Below are 19,637 nucleotides of genomic sequence, written 5' to 3' on the forward strand. Positions count from 1 at the left end.
AGCAAGATAGGATGTCATCATGAGTGGCCTCAATGCCCCCATTCCGGTTTCTGTACTCACGGGATTCCTGGGGTCGGGCAAGACCACCTTGCTGAACCGCCTGCTGAAAGATCCGGCATTGGCCGACACGGCCGTCATCATCAACGAATTCGGCGATGTCGGCATCGACCATCTCCTGGTGGAGACGGCGAGCGAAGGCGTCATCGAGCTTTCCGACGGCTGCCTGTGCTGCACCGTGCGGGGCGAACTCGTCGATACGCTGGCCGACCTGATCGACCGTCTCCAGACGGGCCAGTTGAAGCGGCTCAAGCGGGTCATCATCGAAACGACCGGGCTGGCCGATCCTGCGCCCGTCCTGCATGCGATCATGGGGCATCCGGTGCTGCTGCAGGCATTCCGGGTGGACGGGGTGATCACAACCGTTGATGCCGTCAACGGCATGGCGACGCTCAATGCGCATGAGGAAGCGGTGAAACAGGCGGCGGTTGCCGACCGCATTGTCGTGACCAAGACCGATATGCCGCAAGCCGCGCAGGGGCTGCCGGCACTGCGTGCCCGGCTCGCCGCACTCAATCCCGGTGCCGATATCATCGATGTCGGCGATGCGCGCACCGGCTATGCCGCCCTGTTCGAATGCGGTGTCTACAATCCCGAGACGAAAACCATCGATGTGCAGCGCTGGCTGAAGGCGGAAGCCTATCGCGATCGTGAGCATGAGCGTGAAGCGGTTGAGCATCACGCGGATCATCACCACCACGATCATGGGGAGCATCATCGCCATGATCACGACCACCACCACCATCATCACGATGTGAACCGCCACGATGCGGCGATACGCTCCTTCTCGCTGACACACGATGCGCCGGTATCGCGCGCCGGTTTCGAGATGTTCCTCGATCTCCTGCGCTCGGCCCATGGCGAGAAACTCCTGCGCATGAAAGGCATCGTGCAGCTGGCCGATGATCCTGAACGCCCGCTGGTCATTCACGGCGTGCAGCAGATTTTCCATCCGCCGGCGCGGCTTGCCGCATGGCCGGAAGGGCGGCGCGAGACGCGGCTCGTTCTGATCGTCAAGGATTTGCCGGAAAGCTACGTGACGCAGCTGTTCAGCGCCTTCCTCAACGAGCCGAAGATTGATACGCCGGACCGTGCAGCGCTGTTCGACAATCCGCTGGCGATCCCGGGACTGAAAGTCTAGGCTTCAGCAAGCTGCAGTGGACGTTGTGCGTGGTTCGACGAGCTCACCATGAGGGAAGTGGTTTGGCTGCAATGCTAATCGCAAAAGTTGCAGAATATAGCTCCCTGCGATCCTCCACCTCCCTCATGGTGAGCTTGTCGAACCACGCACTGGTCTTGCTGCAAATCTGCGAATGGTGCGTTAGCCGCGCTCGATGTGAAAGCGGTGGCCGCCCTCGATGGTCACCGTCTCGATCAGCCGGTGGCCGTCGTTCAGGCAGAAATTCGGCATGTCGATGACGGCAAGAGGATCGCTGGTCTCAACCCAGAGACGGCTGCCTCCGGGCATGGTTTCCAGACGTTTGCGGGTTTTCAGCACCGGCAGCGGGCAGTTCAGACCACGCAGATCATAGATGTCAGCCGACATGGCAGGTCCTCCGGGCAGGCAAATAGACGTGGCTCAATTGCCGATGATTTTCCACCAGGCCTTTTTTGCCGGCTGTTCCGCCACTGTGGCTGTCACGTCCGGTGCCAGCGCGGGCGCTGCCGCCGGTGCCGGTACGCGTGCAATTGTCTGGCGTACCGGGGCAACGACATTGGCGGCGACCTGATTGGCGGTGGAAGCCGGTGCCGTGGTTGCGGCCGGGATGGCGGCAACCGTCATGCGGTGCCGTTTGCCGGCCTCGCGCTCGTCGCGGGCCTTGTCGGCGGCGACAGCGGACGCAAGGCGGACCATGACCTGCGGCTTCAGCGCGGCGTCCTTGTCCTGCGGCGACAGGGATGGCGGCTCCTGGGTGACGCGTTCGCCGCGGGCGCGGCGGGCGCTCCATTCGGCGATGATCTTGGCTTCGTTCAAGCCCTGGATGGAACGGCTCGGCGCCTGGATGCTGCTCTTGCCGGCCATGGAGGAGAATGCGGCCTCATAATTGGTCTGATAGCTCTGATAGGCCATCTTCAGCGTTTCAGGCTGCTGCATGGGCGGGCATGTGGCCGTTGCGGCAATCGGCGCATTCGGGTCGGTAGTGTTGTTGAAGACATATTTCTTCTCGCACACGTCGACCTTCGGCGGCACCTTGGTGATCTCGAAGTGATCGTAGCCTTCCTTCAGGTTTTTCCAGAAGGGATAGTTCGGATCATCCTTGTAGCGCGCCATGTTGGCTGCGGTCATGCGGAACGGAAAGGCCTGGAGCTGGATCGAATCCTGCCCGCCCTTGAACGCGTCGCGGGCAAAGGCGTAGATTTCCTGAACCTGCGCATCGGTCATCGAATAACAGCCTGACGACGAGCAGGCGCCGTGCACCATCAGATTGGCGCCGGTGCGGCCGAGCGCCTGGTCAAGCGCATTGGGAAAGCCCGTATTGAAGGACAGGTAATAGCTGGATTTCGGATTCATCTGCCCGGGGCGCACGGCATAGAAGCCTTCCGGTGCCTGACGGTCGCCCTCGATGAACTTCGGGCCGAGCTTGCCCGACCATTTGCAGATCTGGTAGCTCGTGACGATATCGTAGCGGCCGTTGTCCTTGCGTTTCCAGACTTCAAGAACGCTCTCTTCCTTGAAGATGCGGACCATGATCGGCGCGGTCATGGTCATGCCCTTGGTCTTCATCAGCTTGACCAGCTTTTCGGACAATTGCTTTTCGGATTTTGGTGCAAGGTCGGACACCGACGCGCCCTGGCAACCCGCCAGAAACAGGGTCAGCAATAACGGAGCAAGGATATGTGTCGGTATTTTCATCTTCGCAGCTGTTACCAGTTCGCTTCGCCGAAATTGTGTGGATTGAAATCCACAACCCCCTATTTGCATCCGGTATAGTTGATAAAGCCTTACTGCAATGAGTCAAATTGCTCAATCATGCAATTGTCACCTGCAATGAAGACAGGGCGGATTTATGGCGAAATACACTGTTTTTCCAAGATGATCCATCCGTTGCAACACGTACTTGCCCTGTAATACGCCATTGACAGGAAGCATTCGCCCTCATCAATTGTTGGTGTCCGGCCCGTGAGCGGCCGCGTTGCGTGCCCGTTTCATCAGCCGTGCAGGGAGGAACAGAATGGCAATTGCACCCTTTTTGACGCTCAAACGCCATCTGAAAGCGCCGCCACGGCTGGTGTGGGCCGCCTGGACCGATCCCACGATGATCGTGCGCTGGTGGGGCCCCACGGGAGCCAGAACCCTGAAGGCGGAAGCCGATCCGCGCCTTGGCGGCCGCTATCACATCGTCTTCGTCACCCTCGACGGCGAGCAGCACGATGTCAGCGGTGTCTATTGCGAGGTGCTGGTCGAGCAGCGCCTGGCCTTTACCTGGATGTGGATTACCCTGCCGGACCGGGAGTCGCTGGTAACGCTGGTGCTGGAACGGGTGGATGACGGCACATTGCTGACACTCATCCATGAGAAGTTCTACGACGAGGCGGCGCGGGATCGTCACAGGCAGGGCTGGAGCGGCGCGCTCGACAGTCTTGAGACTTTTATCAATCAACAGGCGGTGGATCATCGTGACTGAACATTCTGCAATCACATTTCGCCCGGCCTCACTGTCCTATCTGCCATTGATGGCGAAATGGCTGATGATGCCGCATATGCGTGACTCCTATCAGCCGGACCCGATAACCCCGCGCGAGGTTGCGGAGGAATATGGGCCATTGTTCACCGGCGAGACGCCGGATATCTGTCACATCGCCTATTATGGCGAGCAGCCTTTCGGTTATCTGCAATGTTACCGCAACGCGGACTATGAGGATGAGCTGCCCGCGCTTGACTACGGCATCAGCGTCGATCTGTTCATTGGCGAGCCGGACTATATCGGGCGCGGCATCGGTTCGCTGATGCTGCGGGAATATCTTGCGCAAATCGCCTTCCCGCATTTCACCGATGAGCGGTTTGCCTATATCACGCACGAGGCGGGCGATCTCGATGCGATCAGGGCATCGGAAGCGGCAGGCTTTCGGCCCGTTGACGAATTTGAAGAGGATGGCGACAGCGTTATTCTTTTCAGGTTCGAACGCAGCAGCAACGACAATAAAAAAGGCGGCGCCTGAGCACCGCCTTTCATGAAATCAGCACAAACGGTGATTAGCCGTTGAGGGCATCCTTCAGAGCCTTTGCAGGCTGGAAGGCAACCTTCTTGGAGGCTGCGATCTTGATCGTTGCGCCAGTTGCAGGGTTACGGCCTTCGCGAGCAGCGCGCGACTGTACCTTGAACTTGCCGAAGCCTGGCAGCGAAACTTCGTCGCCTGCGACGACGGCATCGGTGATGCCCTTAAGAACGCTATCAACAATCGCCTTGGACTGAACCTTTGTAAGACCCTGATCAGCGACGAGCTTCTCGATAAGATCGGACGTATTCATGTTGGCGGTTTCCTCAGTATATTCGTTGATCGAAGGCGTCTGTATGGCATGCGTTGCCGCCTCTGTCATCAGGAATAGGACGCATTTTCGGGGTTTATACCCAGTGTTTACAGGGTTTTTTGCAAAACCGGCTATGATTTTTCAGATCGGAGCCGGATGACGCCTGCAAATTCAGTCCGGTGATTCGGCCTGTGATTCCGCCGGTTCAGGGCTGCCGGTCTGTAGAGCGTCGGGCCTCTGCCAGATCGGAGGGTTGCCGATATGGCGTGCCACGTGGTCGATAAAGGCGCGCACCTTGGCCGAGACATGCCGGGTCGGCGGGTAGACCGCATAGATCCTGTAGGGCAGAGGCCTCGCCTCCGGCAAGACCGGGATGAGCGTGCCGCGCCGCAGCGCTTCGGCGGCGATGAACATGGGCAGGAGCACCAGGCCCAGTCCGGCGATGGCCATGTCGCGCATGGCTTCGCCATTGTTGGCCACGATGCGCCCGTGCATGGCAACCGAAATGGGTTCGCCGGGGGCCGCCGGGTTTTCGAACTGCCAGAGCTGGCTGGTATTGACGTTGGAGTAATCGATGCACGCGTAGGAGCCGAGTTCGCCGAGGTTTTGCGGCAGGCCGTTGGCTGCGGCAAAAGCCGGGCTGCAGCATATGACACGCGGGTCGGTGCACAGCTTGCGCGCGATCAGGCTGGAATCCCTCAGGATGCCGATGCGGATACCGGCATCGAAGCCGCCTTTGACGAGATCGACCATACGGTCGTCGAACTCAACGGCGATTTCGAGATCGGGATACTGCCGGGCGAAATCGGCAATCAGGCGGCTCAGGTAAAACGTGCCGAAGGTCATCGGCGCCGTGATGCGCAAGGTGCCGCGAATGGCGCTGTAGCGCTCCCCGACGGTGTCGGCCGCTTCGGTGAGCTCGCGCACCAGCGGCCGGACACGTTCGACAAAGGCGCGGGCATTGTCCGAGGCGAGCAGTTTGCGCGGCGAGCGTTGGAACAGTTCCGTACCGAGCGCCGCTTCCAGATCGGTGATCCGCTTGCTGACCACGGATTTCGACAGGTTGAGACGGGCGGCGGTCATGGTGATGCTGCCTGTCTCCATCACGTCGAGAAAAGTTAAGAGATCGTCGAAGCGCCATTTCATGGTTCTCTTATAGAGGACAACAGCGCAACAACAAAGACGGTTCTGGGAAAATCGTTCTGCTATGTCGAACATGAGTTGCATCGAAGCGGGCTTTATATCGGCGCCCGCAGCGCAGATATTCACCCCAACGGCGCATGAGCGCCAGGCAACATCATTCAGGAGGCTTTCATGTCCCTACAATTGACAGGTATCCATCATCTGACCGCCATCACGGCGAATGCCCCGGAAAACCTGCGTTTCTACACGCAGACCCTCGGTTTGCGGCTCGTCAAGAAGACAGTCAACCAGGACGATACCAGCGCCTATCACCTGTTCTATGCCGATGGCGAGGCAACGCCCGGCACAGACCTGACCTTCTTCGACTGGCCTGTCGGCCCGGAGCGGCGCGGCACGCACAGCATTGCGCGCACGGGTTTGCGCGTCGGCAGCAAGGCCAGCCTTGTCTGGTGGAAGGCGCGCTTCAACGAACTTGGCGTCAAGTCGGACGAAATCGTCACAATCGGCGGTCGTGACTCGCTCGATTTCGAGGACGGCGAAGGCCAGCGTTTCCGGTTGATCGATGATGGCGGCGCGGGCCCGTCGCATCCCTGGGACAAGAGCCCGGTTCCGGCCGAACACCAGATCAGAGGCCTTGGCCCGATCACGATCAGCGTGCCTGATATCACCAACACGGAAGCCATTCTTCTGCATGTGATGAACATGCGCCAGACCAGCACCTATCCGTCTCCCGACGGGGCCGGTCATGTCCACGTCTTTTCCATGGGCGAGGGCGGGCCTGCTGCCGAACTGCATGTTGCCGTCCAGCCGGATCTTCCCGTGGCCCGTCAGGGTGCGGGTGCGGTGCATCACGTGGCGTTCCGGGCGCCGGATGTGCAGCAGCTGCACGAATGGACGGAACGGCTGAAGAGTTTCCGCATGCCGTCCAGCGGCGAGGTCGAGCGCTACTACTTCCGCTCGCTGTATTTCCGCGAGCCCAATGGCATTCTGTTCGAGATCGCCACGGATGGTCCCGGCTTCACCGTTGACGAGCCGCTGGAAACGCTGGGCGAAGGATTGTCCCTGCCGCCGTTCCTCGAGGGCAAGCGGGCGTCCATCGAAGCAAACCTGAAGCCTCTGGTCTAACCGCAGGCATTTGGTGGTGCGTGGTTCGACAAGCTCACCATGAGGGACGTTGAGCGTTGCAGGAAGCTATATTCTGCAACGCTCGTAATTGGCTTTGAAGCCAACCCACTTCCCTCATGGTGAGCTTGTCGAACCACGCACCACGCTTTTGCCAGTTCAGGCCGGGCGATTCGCTGCAATCCACTGCCGCACGGCATCGATGTCATGCTGCCCGGTTTCATGCCCGGCATGGACACGCTGGATGGTAAGGTCCGCTCCGGCCTGCCGCAGCAGCGCTTCAAGATCGGGCGTCTTGGCGCCGAACAGGTCGTGGTCGCCATTGACCATCAGAATTTTCGCATGGCTCAAATCCGCCTGCGGTATCTCCTCAAGAACATTCATCGCGCGCAGAAGAATCGCATTCCTGACAAGGCCGGGATGCAGCAGCATGGTTGCCACCAGCATGTTGGCGCCGTTGGAATAACCCAGAAACACCGTGCGTTCGAGATCGAGACGATAGGCCTCGGCGGCCCCTTCGACGAAGGCCGCCAGTGCTTCGGCCTCCGAACGGATATCCTGCTGGTCGAAACTCAGGGGGCCGAAGCGGCGGAACCAGCGGCCGATGCCCTCTTCATTGCTGCGCCCGCGTAAACCAATGAGGGTGGCATGCGGCGCGGCGTTGGCGGCAAGCGGCAGCAGCGTGGTCTCATTGCCGTCGGAGCCATGCAAAAGCACAAGCGTCAGGCCATCGGTGTGCTCGGGCGTATAGACACGGTGCACGAAAGGCAGCTCGCGGTAAAGGAACCGCTCCTCGCCGGGCAGGCCGAACTGCGGCAGCATCACTTTGAGATTGCCGGCCTCTTCGGCAAAATGCGGCGGAATGAACAGTTGCGTGCCGAGCGTTTCCAGCAGCTCGTCCACAAGCATGCCGGGACCGTCGGTCGCCATCTCGAACAGCGTGCCGCCGGGCTCGCGCACATAGATCGAGTGAAAATACTTGCGGTCATGCATGGCGGTCGCGTCCGACCCATCCCTGATCAGGCTGTTATAGGTCTCCTGGACATGGGCGATATCGGGCGAGCGGAAGGCGATGTGATCGACCGTTCCGGTGCCGGGCGCCGAACTCCAGAAGCCGCTGGCATCGCGCACATCGACACAATCGCCGGTATCCGAAACCATCCGCACGATCGTGTCGGTGCGCTCGCCGGCATGAAAGCCGAAATAGGTTTCGAGAAAAGCGCAGGTGGCCTGCGGCTGTTCGGTAAGAACCGTGGCGCCGCGGATGCGCCGGATGGCGTCTGCCGCGGTAATACCCCGGACGGTCCACGGCGCGGTGCCCGTTACCCCTGATGTTCCGACGAGTTTCACGATCACGCCGTCGGGGTCTTTCAGCCGCAGGACCGTTTCGCCGAACTCCTGTGCGGGGCCGGTGACGGCAATGTTGTGCTGGAGCGCGCGGGTCAGCCAGAAGCCGATGGCATCCGGGGCGATGGCAAGCGCGATTTCGCTCGGCTGCCCGTAACCCACCCGGCCGAGCGATCCGTCTTCCCAGACGAGAAAGGTGATCAACGAACCGGGGGTTGCCGATGTGTCGCCATAGAGGAGGTGAAGCTGGGTCGCGTCTTCATAGCCGCCGGTGCGCTTGACGAGGCGAAGGCCGAGAAAACCGGCATAGAAGTCCACATTCGCCTGAACGCTGCGGGTGATCAGGGTGATGTGGTGGATGCCGCTTGTCATGAAGTTCCTCCGCCTGTGGATCATGCGACCAATATGCGGCGATCAATACGGGGAAAGCCAGCGGGCGGCAATCAGGCAGGGCCTGAAAAAACAACACCCACCGCGGGAGGAGGTGCGGTGGGTGCTATTTGTAAAGGCCGGCTGGGAGGAGGAGTGCCGGCCTTTGAACGTTCGGAACCTGGGAGGAGGTCATCCCGAACGTTAACTTTGAATTCGATTAGCGCGCAGCTGCGGCCTTCTTGGCAACGAAGGCGATATCGCCACGGGAGATGCCGAGGTCGTTCAGTTCACGTGCGGACAGGCGGTTCAGTTCCGTGACGGTGTCACGATAACGGCGCCAGTTGTTGTAAGAGCGGATCAGGTTCATTTCACTCACCTTGGTAACTTATTGTTTGTTGGATCATTTCTCGATCGTGACCTGCATATAGTCGATGCCCGGCGAAACTTGCAGTGACAAGAATGCATAGCTGCTTTGCAGGAAGTGCGGAGTGGATGGCCAAATTGGGGCGGGTCGAATCACGTCAATCATGACGGGCTGGGAGAGGTGCAAAAACCCGCCTTCTTCTTGCCGCGGCGCCGGCCCGCCCGGCATGGCCGCGCTGGCCGTCCGGTTATCGCTGCCCGTGACTGCGGACCTTTTGAACGACCCTTCGCAGCGGCTGCGTCATCCGCCACGAGGTGCTCGATCGGATGGCGGTCAGTTCCTCCTGCAGCCGCAGAATAATCTGCGCCTGTTCCCGTGACATTTGCTCAAGTGCGCTGTGGTCTGGATTGTGCCTGTCCATGGCTGCGGCATGAAGAAGCCGCATCTTCTTGATCTCGCGCCGCAGGGCAATGTTGTCGAGCTGCTCCAGCGACGGAAAGTCATCCGATACCGCCGCCGGGAGTTTGGTTAGGGTTTGCACGGCGATTTCCGATTCCACCCGCACTTTTTCAGGATCTATCAGGCTCTTGTGCAGCGGCAGAATGGATTCGAGGCTCGCCGACGGGGGCAGGCATCCCCGGAGCGTGGAAAACAGATATTCGGGATCCTGGGTGAAACGCGGAAAGGCGATGAGGTAAATCGGTATTCCCGCCCGCGTCAGGCGCTCGACAAGGTGATGGAATCCCACGGCCAGCAGCCGGGCCTGATCGACGGGATCGAGCGCATACACCGCGCCTCCGGGCGTTTCTCCCCAGTGGTCCCAGGTCCGTGCCTCGTCGGCCATCCATTCCTGGGTGTGATGGAGTCTCTGCAGTTCGAGAATGATCCGGCTGCTTGCCGCTTCCGCCAGATTGCGTATGGGAATGATAACGCCGTCAATCGTAATGTCGGTGCGCTTGAGCACCTCGTCGATGAACTGGTACAGCCAGGGGGATTTGACGACGTAGGGAAGGTTCGCGCCGCCATGGAGAACCAGATCCTCCAAACCGGCATTGGCGTCCTCTATCAGATGGGTCTGTCCGTTGGATCTGGTGATGTGTGTGGTCAGTCCCAGGGCATCGAGATATCGGACGAGAAGGCTCGTTCCGGCCCGGCCTGTACCCGCGATGAGGAGATGATTTGCCATGCGTGTCTCGTATTATCTGGCAAACAGATACACCCGGCCTTGGGCGGAAAACAGTTACAAGTTGTTAAGTTTGTTGATCGCGAAAAAGCCCGTTTTCTGGGCATGGGGACGCCGCCTGTGGGCAGACTTTTCGGCGCTGCGGCGGGGACGGCAAATCGAAATCCCCGATTGAACCGGTATTGAGCATGGCCTTGCTGTCGGTTCGCCGGGGCTTGGGCCAAGATCGGGCTCCTGATCCCCACGCGAGAACGAAGCCGTGTACGACGAGTATGACGACAAACAACACCTGCATTATACGACACCGGTCTGGGTGCATCTGCTGGCCTTTGGCGTCGTGGTGGGGATTGCCGTGCTGATCTGCGAACTCTGCCAATCCCTGGCCTAGAATCAGGGTTGCCGGTCTCGGACCCGCCGGCTGGCGGAAAAGCCTGCAGGATTGCCGCGTCATCGGCCAATACCGGTCGCGCCAACAGCGATATCGATTTTCGTCGGGAAGGAATGGCGCGCCCGAAAGGATTCGAACCTCTGACCCCCAGATTCGTAGTCTGGTGCTCTATCCAGCTGAGCTACGGGCGCGTGCCACAATTGCGCGTTCGTCTGCGCAGGCCGGTTCGTAATCGGTTGGGCTGTGAATTGCAAGCAGCTTTGGCAAAAAAACCGCAACAATTTTTTGCCGGAACGTCGCACCCCGGTTTATTCGGCGGCTTAGCGCCTTTCCGGCCGTGTGCACCCGCGTCTTTCCGGCAGAAAAGAAAAGGCCCGGAGAATGTCCGGGCCTTTGCGCAGGTCTTAAAGGTTGCGCCCGATGGCGAGGAACTTGTCGCGCCGGTCTTTCCTGAGCGCTTCGCCGTCCATCGATGCCATGGATTTCAGGGCAACGTTGATGATGTTGCCCGTCGCCTCGATCACCGCATCCTTGCCGCGATGGGCGCCGCCCGTGGGTTCGGGAATGATGCCGTCGATGATTTTCAGCTCGTACAGGTCCTGTGCGGTGATGCGCATGTTGGTTGCCGCATCCTTGGCGCGGGTGGAATCGTGCCAGAGGATCGATGCCGCGCCTTCCGGCGAGATCACCGAGTAAATCGCATGTTCGAGCATGTAGACGCGATTCGCCGTGGCAATGGCGATGGCCCCGCCGGAGCCGCCTTCGCCGATGATGACGGAAACCATCGGCACTTTCAGGTTCAGCGATGCCGCCGTGGACCGGGCAATGGCTTCCGCCTGTCCGCGCTCTTCCGCGGCGATGCCCGGAAAGGCGCCGGCCGTATCGACGAGCGTGATGACCGGAAGGTTGAAGCGGTCGGCCAGGTCCATGACGCGCACGGCCTTGCGGTAGCCTTCGGGCATGGCCATGCCGAAATTGTGCTTGAGGCGGGACTTCGTGTCGTTGCCCTTTTCCTGACCGATCACGGCGACGGCCTGGCCGTTGAAACGGGCAAGACCGGCCTGGATGGCCTCGTCTTCGGCAAAGTTGCGGTCACCGGCGAGCGGCGTGAAGTCCGTGAACAGCTTGCCGATATAGTCGACGCAGTGCGGACGGTCGGGATGGCGGGCGATCTGCGCCTTCTGCCAGGGGGTCAGTTTGCGGTAGAGATCGCGCAAAGCCTCGGCCGACCGCTTTTCCAGGCGGGCGATCTCGTCATTTGTGTCGAGTGCGCCGCCTTCTTCCGCAAGCTTCTTCAGTTCGAGAATCTTGCCATCGAGATCAGCGACCGGCTTTTCGAAATCGAGATAGTTGTACATGGACGACGTGTCTGCCTGCATAACGGTGGATTTTTCACGACCTAACTGGCTGTTGCGGACGCTCATGTCAAGGAAGCATGGCGGACAAGGCGCGTTCGCGGCGCCAGTTATAGGGATAATTCCGGCGAAGGTGTGGTGGAAACCCGTGGATAAGGACGAAGTTCAAGGCCTTGCCTGCGTGGCGTGCCTGGCGGAAGAGCCACTGCGGGCGCCGCTCATGCATCCGGCTTCCTGGTCGACGCTCGGGGTTTGCCCGGTGCCGTCTTGCGTTTCGGCGCCGGCTTCTGTGCCGGTCTCGCCCGCTTGGCGGGTTTTGGGCGCTGCCAGCCGATCCATTCGCCTTCGCCGTCGTAATAGTGAAAGCCCTGCGATGCATTGTGCAGACCCTTGCGCAGCTCGTCGATGTCGAGACCGGGCATGTTCTGCAGAAGGACGGGCGGAAGATGGTCGATGTTCAGCCAGTCCGCGTGGAAATAGATGTGTTCGGGAGCCTTTTCGTTGTCAACGATGATGAACCATTCGCTCTCCATGTAGTCGCCGAACCAGGGGTCGGGAAACATGGCCTGTTTGAAGGAGAAGCCGAAACCGTCGATCTCGTCCCAATCCCAGTGTTCCCGCCAGCCCATGGAGCGGATCAGCTGGCTGGACCGCGTGAACCCGGTTTCGTCGAAGCGCATCACTTCGCTATCGGCTTCGACAGGCGCCGGTTCCGGTCTCGAAAACAGCTTTTTCAACAGCCGCCACATAGAGAGTCCCGCCAAGTCTATGGTCCCGCCTGTTTCGCGGGGGAATGGGGTCAGTCTGCCAGAGGGTGGTGCTCCGTGACAAGGCGGTGCAACCGCTCCTCCATGACATGGGTATAAATCTGGGTCGTTGAAATATCCGAATGACCCAGCAATTGTTGGACCGCCCGCAGGTCCGCGCCATTCTGCAGGAGATGGCTGGCGAAGGCATGCCGTAACACGTGCGGCGAGATTGCTGAAGTCACAAGTCCGGCACGGGCGGCCAGCCCCTTCAATTCGCGGGCGAAAACCTGCCGCGCCAGAAAACCGCTTTCGGAGATTGCCGGGAAAAGCCAGGGATTGCCGGCAAGGTTGGGCAGGGCATCGCGCACGGCGAGATATGTGGTCATCGCCGTGCGGGCCTTGCCGGAGAGCGGAACCATACGGTCTTTCGAGCCCTTGCCGCGCACCATCAGAAAGCGGTGATCGGACCGGGCAACCGTCACCGGCAGCCCGACCAGCTCGGAAACGCGCAAGCCCGTCGCATAGAGAATTTCCAGCAGCGCATGCAGGCGCAGGGCGCGCAGATGATCGCCCGCCAGGGCCGCCTCGTCCAGGGTTTCCAGTTCGGCCCGCGCCAGCAGCTTCTCGACATCCGCCTCGCTGAGGATTTTTGGCAGCGAACGGTCCTTTCTTGGGGCGTCCAGTGTGCCCGTCGGGTCATCGGTGCGGATATTTTCCGTATAGAGAAAGCGGAAGAACTGGCGCAGAGCCGAGAGCCGCCGTGCCTGCGATGTCGCGGCATAGCCGCGTCCGGCGATATCGTCGAGATAAGCGCGGATTGTTGCGGGCTCAGCCATGGTCAGCTGCACGCCGGCGACGCTGGCAAAACCCGCCGCATCCTCCAGGTCGCGGCGATAGGACTCGAGCGTGTTCTGCGCCGCGCCCCGTTCGGCGCTCATCATCTCAAGAAATGTCTCTATCGCTGCTGCTGCACGCATGGCTCTACTTTGGATTGCCGGGTTTGACATTGAGCTTTTCGGCGGGAATGCGGATGGTCAGTTCCGTCTGCGTCGGATGCACGAAGGTCACGAGCGCCAGCATTCCCGCATAGACGAGCCCGGCGAGAACCGCGAGGGTGATGATCAATCGGGTCAGTGTGGGCATCAAATCGACTTTGCAAGCTGGCTTTGCGTGTTCCATAATCCTGCAACGGAAACTCTTATGAATTGATGAAGGCCAGACATAAGGACAACCCCACACTTTGCTTGACGAAAGCCCGGTTTTCCTGTCGAAACGCATTTATGAACAGCATTGACGATATTCTTGGCACAGCCCAGGTTCCGGAGTTGGCCCGATCCATCCGGGAGCGCCTGGGGCACCGGTCTATTGTGCTCGTCGGTTTGATGGGCGCAGGCAAATCCACCGTGGGTAAAAAACTGGCTTCGCTGGTCGAACTGCCGTTTTTTGACGCCGACAACGAGATTGAAAAAGTCTCGACCATGACCATTCCCGAACTGTTCGAGGCCTATGGCGAAGCGGAATTCCGCGATCTGGAGCGCCGGGTTATCGCGCGCATGCTCGAAGACGGCCCCATCGTTCTGGCAACCGGCGGCGGCGCCTATATGAACGAGCAGACGCGCGGTGCCATCGCATCCGAAGGCATATCGATCTGGCTGAATGCGGAACTTGACGTGCTGATGAACCGCGTGGTGCGCAAGCAGAACCGGCCGCTCCTGAAAAGCGACAATCCGCGCGCCGTCATGGAACGGCTGATGAGCGAGCGCTATCCGGTCTACGCGCAGGCGGATCTGACCATTCTCTCACGCGAGGAAAAGAAAGAGATCATCGCGCTTGAAGCGATGCAGGCCGTATCGCAGCATCTGGACAACAAGGAATCCCCGCGATGAGCGCCCTGACGACAGTTCCGGTCAAACTTGGAGACCGTTCCTACGACATTCTCATCGGCGCTGGCCTGATCGAGCGCGCCGGGCAGGAGATTGCCGGGCGCACCGGCGCGGGGCGAGTGGCCATCGTCACGGACGAGAACGTTGCCGCGCTGCATCTGCAGCGCCTGGTGGACAGCCTGAAGGCTAGCGGCATCGAATCGACGCCGGTTCTTGTCGCGCCCGGTGAAAAGTCGAAAGGTTTTGCCACGCTCGAAACCGTCACCAATGCCATCCTGGCCGCTCGGCTGGAGCGGGGCGATATCGTCATCGCCTTCGGCGGCGGCGTGATCGGCGATCTCGCGGGCTTTGCTGCAAGCATCGCCCGGCGCGGCATGGGCTTCGTGCAGATACCGACCTCGCTGCTGGCCCAGGTGGATTCATCCGTTGGCGGCAAGACCGGTATCAACACGGCGCATGGCAAGAACCTCGTCGGCGCATTCTACCAGCCGCAACTGGTGCTGGCCGACACGGATGTGCTCGACACGTTGAGCCCGCGCGAATTTCGCGCCGGCTATGCGGAAGTCGCCAAATACGGGCTGATCGACCGGCCGGATTTCTTCGCATGGCTGGAGACGAACTGGCAGGGCATTTTTGCCGGCGGGCCGGAGCGGACCCATGCCATCGCTGTATCCTGCCAGTCAAAGGCCGATGTCGTGGCGCGCGACGAGCGCGAAACCGGCGACCGGGCGCTGCTCAATCTCGGCCACACATTCGGCCACGCGCTGGAGACAGCCACGCAATACGATTCCGCCCGTCTCGTGCATGGCGAAGGCGTTGCCATCGGCATGGTCCTCGCCCACCAGTTTTCGGTTAAGATGAATCTGGCGAGCGCCGACGATGCCCGGCGGGTCGAAGTGCATTTGCGGCAGGTCGGGCTGCCGGTTTCCATCGGCGACATTCCCGGTGCCTTGCCGCCGGCGGAGAGGCTGATGGAGTATATTGCCCAGGATAAGAAGGTGACGCGGGGCACACTGACCTTCATTCTCACCCGCGGTATCGGCCAGTCCTTTATCGCCCGGGATGTACCGCCATCGGCCGTTCTCAGCTTTTTGCAGGAGAAACACCCAAAATGAACCTGGAACTCTGGATCTTTTGCGGAATCATTTTCCTTCTGATCCTGATGTCTGGTCTTTTTTCAGGATCCGAAACCGCGCTGACCGCCGTGTCGCGCGCCCGGATGCACCGGCTCTCGAAGCGCGGCGATGACCGTGCAACGGTTGTCGAAGGTCTCATCGAAAAGCGCGACCGGCTGATCGGTGTCATGCTGATCGGCAACAATCTCATCAATATTCTTGCGTCATCCCTGACCACGAGCATGCTGCTCAACCTGTTCGGACAGGCGGGCGTTGCCTATGCCACCGCGATCATGACCGTGCTTCTGGTGATCTTCGCCGAGGTGCTGCCGAAATCCTGGGCGATTTCCAGCCCCGACCGCAATGCGCTGGCGCTGGTGCGGTTCGCACAGGTTGCCGTGTTCATCTTCGGCCCGCTGTCGGACCTCATCAACTGGATCGTGCGCCGTATCCTCGGCCTGTTCGGCATCGATCTCGGTTCGGTGAAATCGATGCTGTCGGCGCAGGAGGAACTGCGCGGCGCCGTCGATCTCCTGCACCGGGAGGGTTCGGTGGTGAAGCGCGACCGCGACCAGATCGGCGGTCTGCTCGATCTGCGCGAGCTCGAAGTCTATGACGTCATGATCCACCGGACGGATATGGATTCGATCAACGCCGATGATCCGATCGAGGAGATCATCGGCCAGATTCTGGCGAGCCACCATACCCGCATTCCGGTCTGGCGCGGCGACAACGACAATATTGTCGGTGTCGTGCATGCCAAGGACCTGGTGCGGGCCATCCGCGATTCCAACCGGGATTTCTCCAAGATCAACATCATGAAGGTGGCGACCAAGCCCTGGTTCGTGCCCGATACGACAACCCTGCAGGACCAGCTCAATGCCTTCCTGCGCCGCAAGGCTCATATCGCCATCGTCGTGGATGAATATGGCGACGTGCAGGGGCTGATCACGCTCGAAGACATCCTTGAGGAGATTGTCGGCGATATCGCCGACGAGCACGACATCGACGTTCAGGGCTGCCGCCCCCAGCCGGATGGGTCGGTGTTGGTTGATGGCTCGGTTCCGATCCGCGACCTCAACCGGGCGCTCGACTGGAACCTGCCGGACGCGGAGGCCACGACCATTGCCGGTCTCGTCATCCACGAAACCCAGAGCATCCCCACGGAAAAACAGGCATTCACCTTCCACGGCAAGCGCTTCACCGTGCTGAAGCGGGAAAAAAACCGCATTACCCGGCTTCGTATTCGACCTTTGGAGGATGACGAAAAGGGCAAAACCAGTTAAGCTGCCGCCACTGGTTCGATTATTTTAAGATATTGTTTTTTCAAACGCTTTCCTGCGCATAAGCTAGGGGCTGCATGCATATTGTTATTGCCATTTTAAGTGGAATTGCCGCGATTTTTTACTGGATGTTCCGGCTGCAATGGGCCGCTCGTTCCATTCGGGATCTGGACAGAAATACGCCTCGTCTGAGAAACAGGAGCAAGCGGGCATTCGACCGTCTCGTTGGTTCGCGCCATAGCCGGATCCGTGATCCACGGCTGGCGGCAACCGTGCTGATGATCCAGCTCGTGCGCACCGGTGCGCCGCTGACCCATGCTGAAAGACGGCAGATCATCGCGCTGGTGGCCGGTCCGCTGGGGATCGGCGATCCGGATGCGATGTTTCGCAAAGCCTGGCGCTATACCAGACGCCGGGGTTCGTTCCCCTCGATGGCTGACGATATGGTGCCGATGCTGCGGGCACGCCTGAGCGTGGACGAGCGTTTTCAGCTGATCGGCATGCTGCGGCAGACTGCCTCCGCCTATGGCGGGGAGAGCGAGTTGCAGGCGCAGATGATCGCCCGCCTGCAACGGCAACTGATGCAAAGCGAGGATGTTTAGGCAGGAAAGCCTCTAGCGGCGTGTCGCTTCGCCGGGAGCCGCGGGTTCCAGTGCGAGCGCGTGGACACTGCCGGCCAGTTCGTCCTTCAGCACCTCGTTGATCGCCCTGTGCCGCGCGACGCGTGACAGGCCGGCAAAAGCTTCTGCGACAATGCGCACGCGAAAATGCGTTTCACCCGAACCGTCGAATGTGGCATGATGCCCGCTGTCTTCATGATGGTGGCCGACATGAAGGTGGCTCTCGTTGATAACGGTCAATGAAACAGGATGAAAAGCCTGCGTCAGTTTGTTTTCGATCGCTGACTGAGTGGACATTTCGTTCTCCTGCGCCCATATGGTAGTTTCATTTGGCAAACCCGTACATGATCACAAATTTACCGCCATTTCAGGCGTTAGGTTGATCCATGGGCAATTGTCAATTCTTGTCTTGTAAACCAATCCGTTGATAATCGTACGCAATGACCTCAAATTCGAAATATTTTGACAGCATCCGCATCCGCCCGAAAAAGGTGGAAGAGGAGAAATCGCGCATTCCCGTGTGCCAGTGGGATGGCTGCGACAAGCCGGGTCCGCACCGTGCACCGGTTGGGCGCATGAAGGAAGGCGAGTTCTTTCATTTCTGCATCGATCATGTCCGTGAATACAACAAAGGCTACAACTATTTTTCCGGTCTCTCCGACGCGGAAGTCGCGCGTTATCAAAAGGAAGCCCTGACCGGCGACCGGCCGACCTGGACCGTCGCGGGCCTGCCGGGTAGCGGCGCTGGCGCCAGCGCGGCGGCTGCAGCGTCCGGCGGTGCCAAGACGTCGCCGGACTTTTCCAAGCTGCGTTCGGGCCGGGCCGCCTATCAGAACCGTTTCCGTGATCCGAACAGCGTGTTCGGTGATGCGCGGCCGAGTGCGCGCCTGCGCAAGGCCAAGCCTTTGGAGGCAAAAGCGCTGGATACTCTCGGTCTTGATGTAAAAGCCACTGGCGAAGACATCAAGTCGCGCTATAAAGAACTGGTGAAGCGCCATCATCCCGATGCAAACGGCGGTGATCGGGCTTCCGAGGATCGTTTCCGCGACGTTATCCAGGCTTATCAATTGCTCAAACAGGCTGGTTTTTGCTAAGGACCATGTTTGGCTGAATTCGAAGCCTCCCGTCGAGGCTTCATGGGTGTGACTATCTTATTGCGTCTGCGCGTGCAGTCGCGCTGGAGGCATGATGAATAAGGTTGATCGCGATATTGCGAATTTGCCGGATACTACGGTTTCTGCCGCAAAGCTTTTCGGATTTGATACCGACATGATGGTCCCTGCCTACAAGGCAGGCGATGCTTACGTGCCGGAGACCGATCCGGATTATCTGTTCGACAAGCAGACCACGCTGGCCATTCTGGCCGGGTTTGCCTTCAACCGGCGCGTCATGGTGTCCGGCTACCACGGAACAGGCAAGTCGACCCACATCGAACAGGTCGCTGCCCGCCTCAACTGGCCGTGCGTGCGCGTCAATCTCGACAGCCATGTCAGCCGTATCGATCTCGTCGGCAAGGATGCCATCGTCGTCAAGGACGGCATGCAGATCACCGAATTCCGCGACGGTATCCTGCCATGGGCCTATCAGCACAATGTGGCGCTGGTGTTCGACGAGTATGATGCCGGCCGACCGGACGTGATGTTCGTGATCCAGCGCGTGCTGGAATCGTCCGGCCGCCTGACTCTGCTCGACCAGAGCCGCGTGATCCGTCCGCATCCGGCGTTCCGCCTGTTCGCGACAGCCAATACCGTCGGTCTCGGCGATACAACCGGCCTCTACCACGGCACACAGCAGATCAACCAGGCGCAGATGGACCGCTGGTCCATCGTGACGACGCTCAACTACCTGCCGCATGACAACGAAGCCGCCATCGTTCTGGCCAAGGCCAAGCACTACCAGAACAAGGAAGGCAAGGAGATCGTCTCGAAGATGGTCCGCGTTGCCGACATGACCCGTGCCGCCTTCATCAATGGCGATCTCTCCACGGTGATGAGCCCGCGTACGGTCATCACCTGGGCTGAAAATGCCGATATCTTCAAGGATGTCGGCTTCGCCTTCCGCCTGACCTTCCTCAACAAGTGCGATGAACTGGAACGTCCGATCGTTGCCGAGTTCTATCAGCGTGCGTTCGGCAAGGAACTGCCGGAGTCGACGGCCAATGTGGTCATAGGCTGAGCGTCATCAG

At 59.9% G+C, this 19,637-nt stretch carries 23 protein-coding genes and 1 tRNA gene; 11 read left to right on the forward strand and 13 right to left on the reverse strand.

What is annotated here, in order from left to right; genetic code table 11:
* Nucleotides 1–19 precede the first annotated feature (19 nt).
* Entirely contained in the window at nucleotides 20–1,198 is a 1,179-nt protein-coding gene (locus AC1Q5O_RS14655; protein ID WP_492563834.1) for a CobW family GTP-binding protein, read from the forward strand.
* A 180-nt stretch (nucleotides 1,199–1,378) separates the two neighbouring features.
* Here the strand turns inward: AC1Q5O_RS14655 and AC1Q5O_RS14660 are convergent, their stop codons facing one another.
* Entirely contained in the window at nucleotides 1,379–1,603 is a 225-nt protein-coding gene (locus tag AC1Q5O_RS14660) for a sulfurtransferase TusA family protein (protein WP_223613583.1), read from the reverse strand.
* Nucleotides 1,604–1,636: 33 nt separating this feature from the next.
* Complete coding sequence (locus AC1Q5O_RS14665) at nucleotides 1,637–2,911, reverse strand: hypothetical protein (protein ID WP_492563836.1); 1,275 nt, start codon at nucleotides 2,909–2,911, stop codon at nucleotides 1,637–1,639.
* Between the two features lie 319 nt (nucleotides 2,912–3,230).
* Between AC1Q5O_RS14665 and AC1Q5O_RS14670 the strand changes: the two genes are divergently transcribed.
* Both AC1Q5O_RS14670 and AC1Q5O_RS14675 read left to right on the forward strand, forming a co-directional pair.
* A complete protein-coding gene (locus AC1Q5O_RS14670) occupies nucleotides 3,231–3,683 on the forward strand; it encodes an SRPBCC family protein (RefSeq protein ID WP_492563838.1) in 453 nt (150 codons plus the stop codon).
* Nucleotides 3,676–4,218, forward strand: coding sequence for a GNAT family N-acetyltransferase (locus AC1Q5O_RS14675; protein ID WP_346305807.1), 543 nt, complete (start codon nucleotides 3,676–3,678; stop codon nucleotides 4,216–4,218). The genes AC1Q5O_RS14670 and AC1Q5O_RS14675 overlap by 8 nt, the downstream gene beginning before the upstream one ends.
* Nucleotides 4,219–4,252: 34 nt before the next feature.
* On the opposite strand, the gene AC1Q5O_RS14680 is transcribed toward AC1Q5O_RS14675, so the two are convergent.
* Nucleotides 4,253–4,528, reverse strand: coding sequence for an HU family DNA-binding protein (locus tag AC1Q5O_RS14680; RefSeq protein ID WP_091880272.1), 276 nt, complete (start codon nucleotides 4,526–4,528; stop codon nucleotides 4,253–4,255).
* A 171-nt stretch (nucleotides 4,529–4,699) separates the two neighbouring features.
* Nucleotides 4,700–5,674, reverse strand: a complete 975-nt coding sequence (locus tag AC1Q5O_RS14685) for a LysR family transcriptional regulator (protein WP_492563841.1) — start codon at nucleotides 5,672–5,674, stop codon at nucleotides 4,700–4,702.
* 168 nt (nucleotides 5,675–5,842) lie between these two features.
* Between AC1Q5O_RS14685 and AC1Q5O_RS14690 the strand changes: the two genes are divergently transcribed.
* Nucleotides 5,843–6,796, forward strand: a complete 954-nt coding sequence (locus AC1Q5O_RS14690) for a ring-cleaving dioxygenase (RefSeq protein ID WP_492563843.1) — start codon at nucleotides 5,843–5,845, stop codon at nucleotides 6,794–6,796.
* A 156-nt stretch (nucleotides 6,797–6,952) separates the two neighbouring features.
* Here the strand turns inward: AC1Q5O_RS14690 and AC1Q5O_RS14695 are convergent, their stop codons facing one another.
* The 3 genes from AC1Q5O_RS14695 to AC1Q5O_RS14705 form a co-directional block, all read right to left on the reverse strand.
* Nucleotides 6,953–8,512: a VOC family protein gene (locus AC1Q5O_RS14695; protein ID WP_492563845.1), complete on the reverse strand. Its 1,560-nt coding sequence runs from the start codon at nucleotides 8,510–8,512 to the stop codon at nucleotides 6,953–6,955.
* A gap of 217 nt (nucleotides 8,513–8,729) precedes the next feature.
* A complete protein-coding gene (locus AC1Q5O_RS14700) occupies nucleotides 8,730–8,879 on the reverse strand; it encodes a DUF1127 domain-containing protein (protein WP_091879951.1) in 150 nt (49 codons plus the stop codon).
* A gap of 244 nt (nucleotides 8,880–9,123) precedes the next feature.
* Complete coding sequence (locus tag AC1Q5O_RS14705) at nucleotides 9,124–10,062, reverse strand: hypothetical protein (RefSeq protein ID WP_492563848.1); 939 nt, start codon at nucleotides 10,060–10,062, stop codon at nucleotides 9,124–9,126.
* A 256-nt stretch (nucleotides 10,063–10,318) separates the two neighbouring features.
* Here AC1Q5O_RS14705 and AC1Q5O_RS14710 point away from each other — a divergent pair, with 256 nt between their 5' ends.
* Nucleotides 10,319–10,447 carry a hypothetical protein gene (locus AC1Q5O_RS14710; protein WP_346305802.1) on the forward strand — a complete coding sequence of 43 codons (129 nt, stop codon included), beginning with the start codon at nucleotides 10,319–10,321 and terminating at the stop codon, nucleotides 10,445–10,447.
* 114 nt (nucleotides 10,448–10,561) lie between these two features.
* Here AC1Q5O_RS14710 and AC1Q5O_RS14715 read toward each other — a convergent pair.
* The 5 genes from AC1Q5O_RS14715 to AC1Q5O_RS14735 all read right to left on the reverse strand — a co-directional run bounded on the left by AC1Q5O_RS14715 (nucleotide 10,562) and on the right by AC1Q5O_RS14735 (nucleotide 13,694).
* A tRNA-Arg gene (locus AC1Q5O_RS14715) sits at nucleotides 10,562–10,638 on the reverse strand.
* A 213-nt stretch (nucleotides 10,639–10,851) separates the two neighbouring features.
* A complete protein-coding gene (locus AC1Q5O_RS14720) occupies nucleotides 10,852–11,805 on the reverse strand; it encodes an acetyl-CoA carboxylase carboxyltransferase subunit alpha (RefSeq protein ID WP_223614118.1) in 954 nt (317 codons plus the stop codon).
* 215 nt (nucleotides 11,806–12,020) lie between these two features.
* Nucleotides 12,021–12,566, reverse strand: a complete 546-nt coding sequence (locus AC1Q5O_RS14725) for a hypothetical protein (RefSeq protein WP_492563849.1) — start codon at nucleotides 12,564–12,566, stop codon at nucleotides 12,021–12,023.
* 35 nt (nucleotides 12,567–12,601) lie between these two features.
* Nucleotides 12,602–13,528 (reverse strand): site-specific tyrosine recombinase XerD, encoded by a 927-nt coding sequence (gene xerD / locus AC1Q5O_RS14730; RefSeq protein ID WP_492563851.1) that lies wholly within the window; start codon nucleotides 13,526–13,528, stop codon nucleotides 12,602–12,604.
* 4 nt (nucleotides 13,529–13,532) lie between these two features.
* Nucleotides 13,533–13,694 carry a histidine kinase gene (locus AC1Q5O_RS14735; RefSeq protein WP_223613573.1) on the reverse strand — a complete coding sequence of 54 codons (162 nt, stop codon included), beginning with the start codon at nucleotides 13,692–13,694 and terminating at the stop codon, nucleotides 13,533–13,535.
* 137 nt (nucleotides 13,695–13,831) lie between these two features.
* On the opposite strand from AC1Q5O_RS14735, the gene AC1Q5O_RS14740 reads away from it, so the two are divergent.
* From AC1Q5O_RS14740 to AC1Q5O_RS14755, 4 genes are all read left to right on the forward strand, one after another.
* On the forward strand, nucleotides 13,832–14,437 hold the full coding sequence (locus AC1Q5O_RS14740; RefSeq protein ID WP_464661544.1) for a shikimate kinase: 606 nt from the start codon (nucleotides 13,832–13,834) through the stop codon (nucleotides 14,435–14,437).
* On the forward strand, nucleotides 14,434–15,549 hold the full coding sequence (gene aroB / locus AC1Q5O_RS14745) for a 3-dehydroquinate synthase (protein WP_492563854.1): 1,116 nt from the start codon (nucleotides 14,434–14,436) through the stop codon (nucleotides 15,547–15,549). The genes AC1Q5O_RS14740 and aroB overlap by 4 nt, the downstream gene beginning before the upstream one ends.
* On the forward strand, nucleotides 15,546–16,835 hold the full coding sequence (locus AC1Q5O_RS14750) for an HlyC/CorC family transporter (protein ID WP_223613570.1): 1,290 nt from the start codon (nucleotides 15,546–15,548) through the stop codon (nucleotides 16,833–16,835). The genes aroB and AC1Q5O_RS14750 overlap by 4 nt, the downstream gene beginning before the upstream one ends.
* 74 nt (nucleotides 16,836–16,909) lie before the next feature.
* A complete protein-coding gene (locus tag AC1Q5O_RS14755; RefSeq protein ID WP_492563857.1) occupies nucleotides 16,910–17,434 on the forward strand; it encodes a TerB family tellurite resistance protein in 525 nt (174 codons plus the stop codon).
* A gap of 12 nt (nucleotides 17,435–17,446) precedes the next feature.
* On the opposite strand, the gene AC1Q5O_RS14760 is transcribed toward AC1Q5O_RS14755, so the two are convergent.
* Nucleotides 17,447–17,749: a BolA family protein gene (locus AC1Q5O_RS14760; RefSeq protein WP_492563859.1), complete on the reverse strand. Its 303-nt coding sequence runs from the start codon at nucleotides 17,747–17,749 to the stop codon at nucleotides 17,447–17,449.
* 143 nt (nucleotides 17,750–17,892) lie between these two features.
* On the opposite strand from AC1Q5O_RS14760, the gene AC1Q5O_RS14765 reads away from it, so the two are divergent.
* Both AC1Q5O_RS14765 and cobS read left to right on the forward strand, forming a co-directional pair.
* Complete coding sequence (locus AC1Q5O_RS14765) at nucleotides 17,893–18,546, forward strand: J domain-containing protein (RefSeq protein WP_105734507.1); 654 nt, start codon at nucleotides 17,893–17,895, stop codon at nucleotides 18,544–18,546.
* Nucleotides 18,547–18,640: 94 nt separating this feature from the next.
* Complete coding sequence (gene cobS, locus AC1Q5O_RS14770; protein ID WP_223613566.1) at nucleotides 18,641–19,627, forward strand: cobaltochelatase subunit CobS; 987 nt, start codon at nucleotides 18,641–18,643, stop codon at nucleotides 19,625–19,627.
* Nucleotides 19,628–19,637 lie beyond the last annotated feature (10 nt).

Source organism: Phyllobacterium sp. MT110 (assembly GCF_058792715.1).

Bases quoted from the DNA above. Each gene is read 5' to 3' on its own strand.
- AC1Q5O_RS14655 (WP_492563834.1), top strand. From the start codon at position 20: ATGAGTGGCCTCAATGCCCCCATTCCGGTTTCTGTACTCACGGGATTC.
- AC1Q5O_RS14660 (WP_223613583.1), bottom strand. From the start codon at position 1,603: ATGTCGGCTGACATCTATGATCTGCGTGGTCTGAACTGCCCGCTGCCG.
- AC1Q5O_RS14665 (WP_492563836.1), bottom strand. From the start codon at position 2,911: ATGAAAATACCGACACATATCCTTGCTCCGTTATTGCTGACCCTGTTT.
- AC1Q5O_RS14670 (WP_492563838.1), top strand. From the start codon at position 3,231: ATGGCAATTGCACCCTTTTTGACGCTCAAACGCCATCTGAAAGCGCCG.
- AC1Q5O_RS14680 (WP_091880272.1), bottom strand. From the start codon at position 4,528: ATGAATACGTCCGATCTTATCGAGAAGCTCGTCGCTGATCAGGGTCTT.
- AC1Q5O_RS14685 (WP_492563841.1), bottom strand. From the start codon at position 5,674: ATGAAATGGCGCTTCGACGATCTCTTAACTTTTCTCGACGTGATGGAG.
- AC1Q5O_RS14690 (WP_492563843.1), top strand. From the start codon at position 5,843: ATGTCCCTACAATTGACAGGTATCCATCATCTGACCGCCATCACGGCG.
- AC1Q5O_RS14695 (WP_492563845.1), bottom strand. From the start codon at position 8,512: ATGACAAGCGGCATCCACCACATCACCCTGATCACCCGCAGCGTTCAG.
- AC1Q5O_RS14700 (WP_091879951.1), bottom strand. From the start codon at position 8,879: ATGAACCTGATCCGCTCTTACAACAACTGGCGCCGTTATCGTGACACC.
- AC1Q5O_RS14705 (WP_492563848.1), bottom strand. From the start codon at position 10,062: ATGGCAAATCATCTCCTCATCGCGGGTACAGGCCGGGCCGGAACGAGC.
- AC1Q5O_RS14720 (WP_223614118.1), bottom strand. From the start codon at position 11,805: ATGTACAACTATCTCGATTTCGAAAAGCCGGTCGCTGATCTCGATGGC.
- xerD (WP_492563851.1), bottom strand. From the start codon at position 13,528: ATGCGTGCAGCAGCAGCGATAGAGACATTTCTTGAGATGATGAGCGCC.
- AC1Q5O_RS14735 (WP_223613573.1), bottom strand. From the start codon at position 13,694: ATGCCCACACTGACCCGATTGATCATCACCCTCGCGGTTCTCGCCGGG.
- AC1Q5O_RS14740 (WP_464661544.1), top strand. From the start codon at position 13,832: ATGAACAGCATTGACGATATTCTTGGCACAGCCCAGGTTCCGGAGTTG.
- aroB (WP_492563854.1), top strand. From the start codon at position 14,434: ATGAGCGCCCTGACGACAGTTCCGGTCAAACTTGGAGACCGTTCCTAC.
- AC1Q5O_RS14750 (WP_223613570.1), top strand. From the start codon at position 15,546: ATGAACCTGGAACTCTGGATCTTTTGCGGAATCATTTTCCTTCTGATC.
- AC1Q5O_RS14755 (WP_492563857.1), top strand. From the start codon at position 16,910: ATGCATATTGTTATTGCCATTTTAAGTGGAATTGCCGCGATTTTTTAC.
- AC1Q5O_RS14760 (WP_492563859.1), bottom strand. From the start codon at position 17,749: ATGTCCACTCAGTCAGCGATCGAAAACAAACTGACGCAGGCTTTTCAT.
- AC1Q5O_RS14765 (WP_105734507.1), top strand. From the start codon at position 17,893: ATGACCTCAAATTCGAAATATTTTGACAGCATCCGCATCCGCCCGAAA.
- cobS (WP_223613566.1), top strand. From the start codon at position 18,641: ATGAATAAGGTTGATCGCGATATTGCGAATTTGCCGGATACTACGGTT.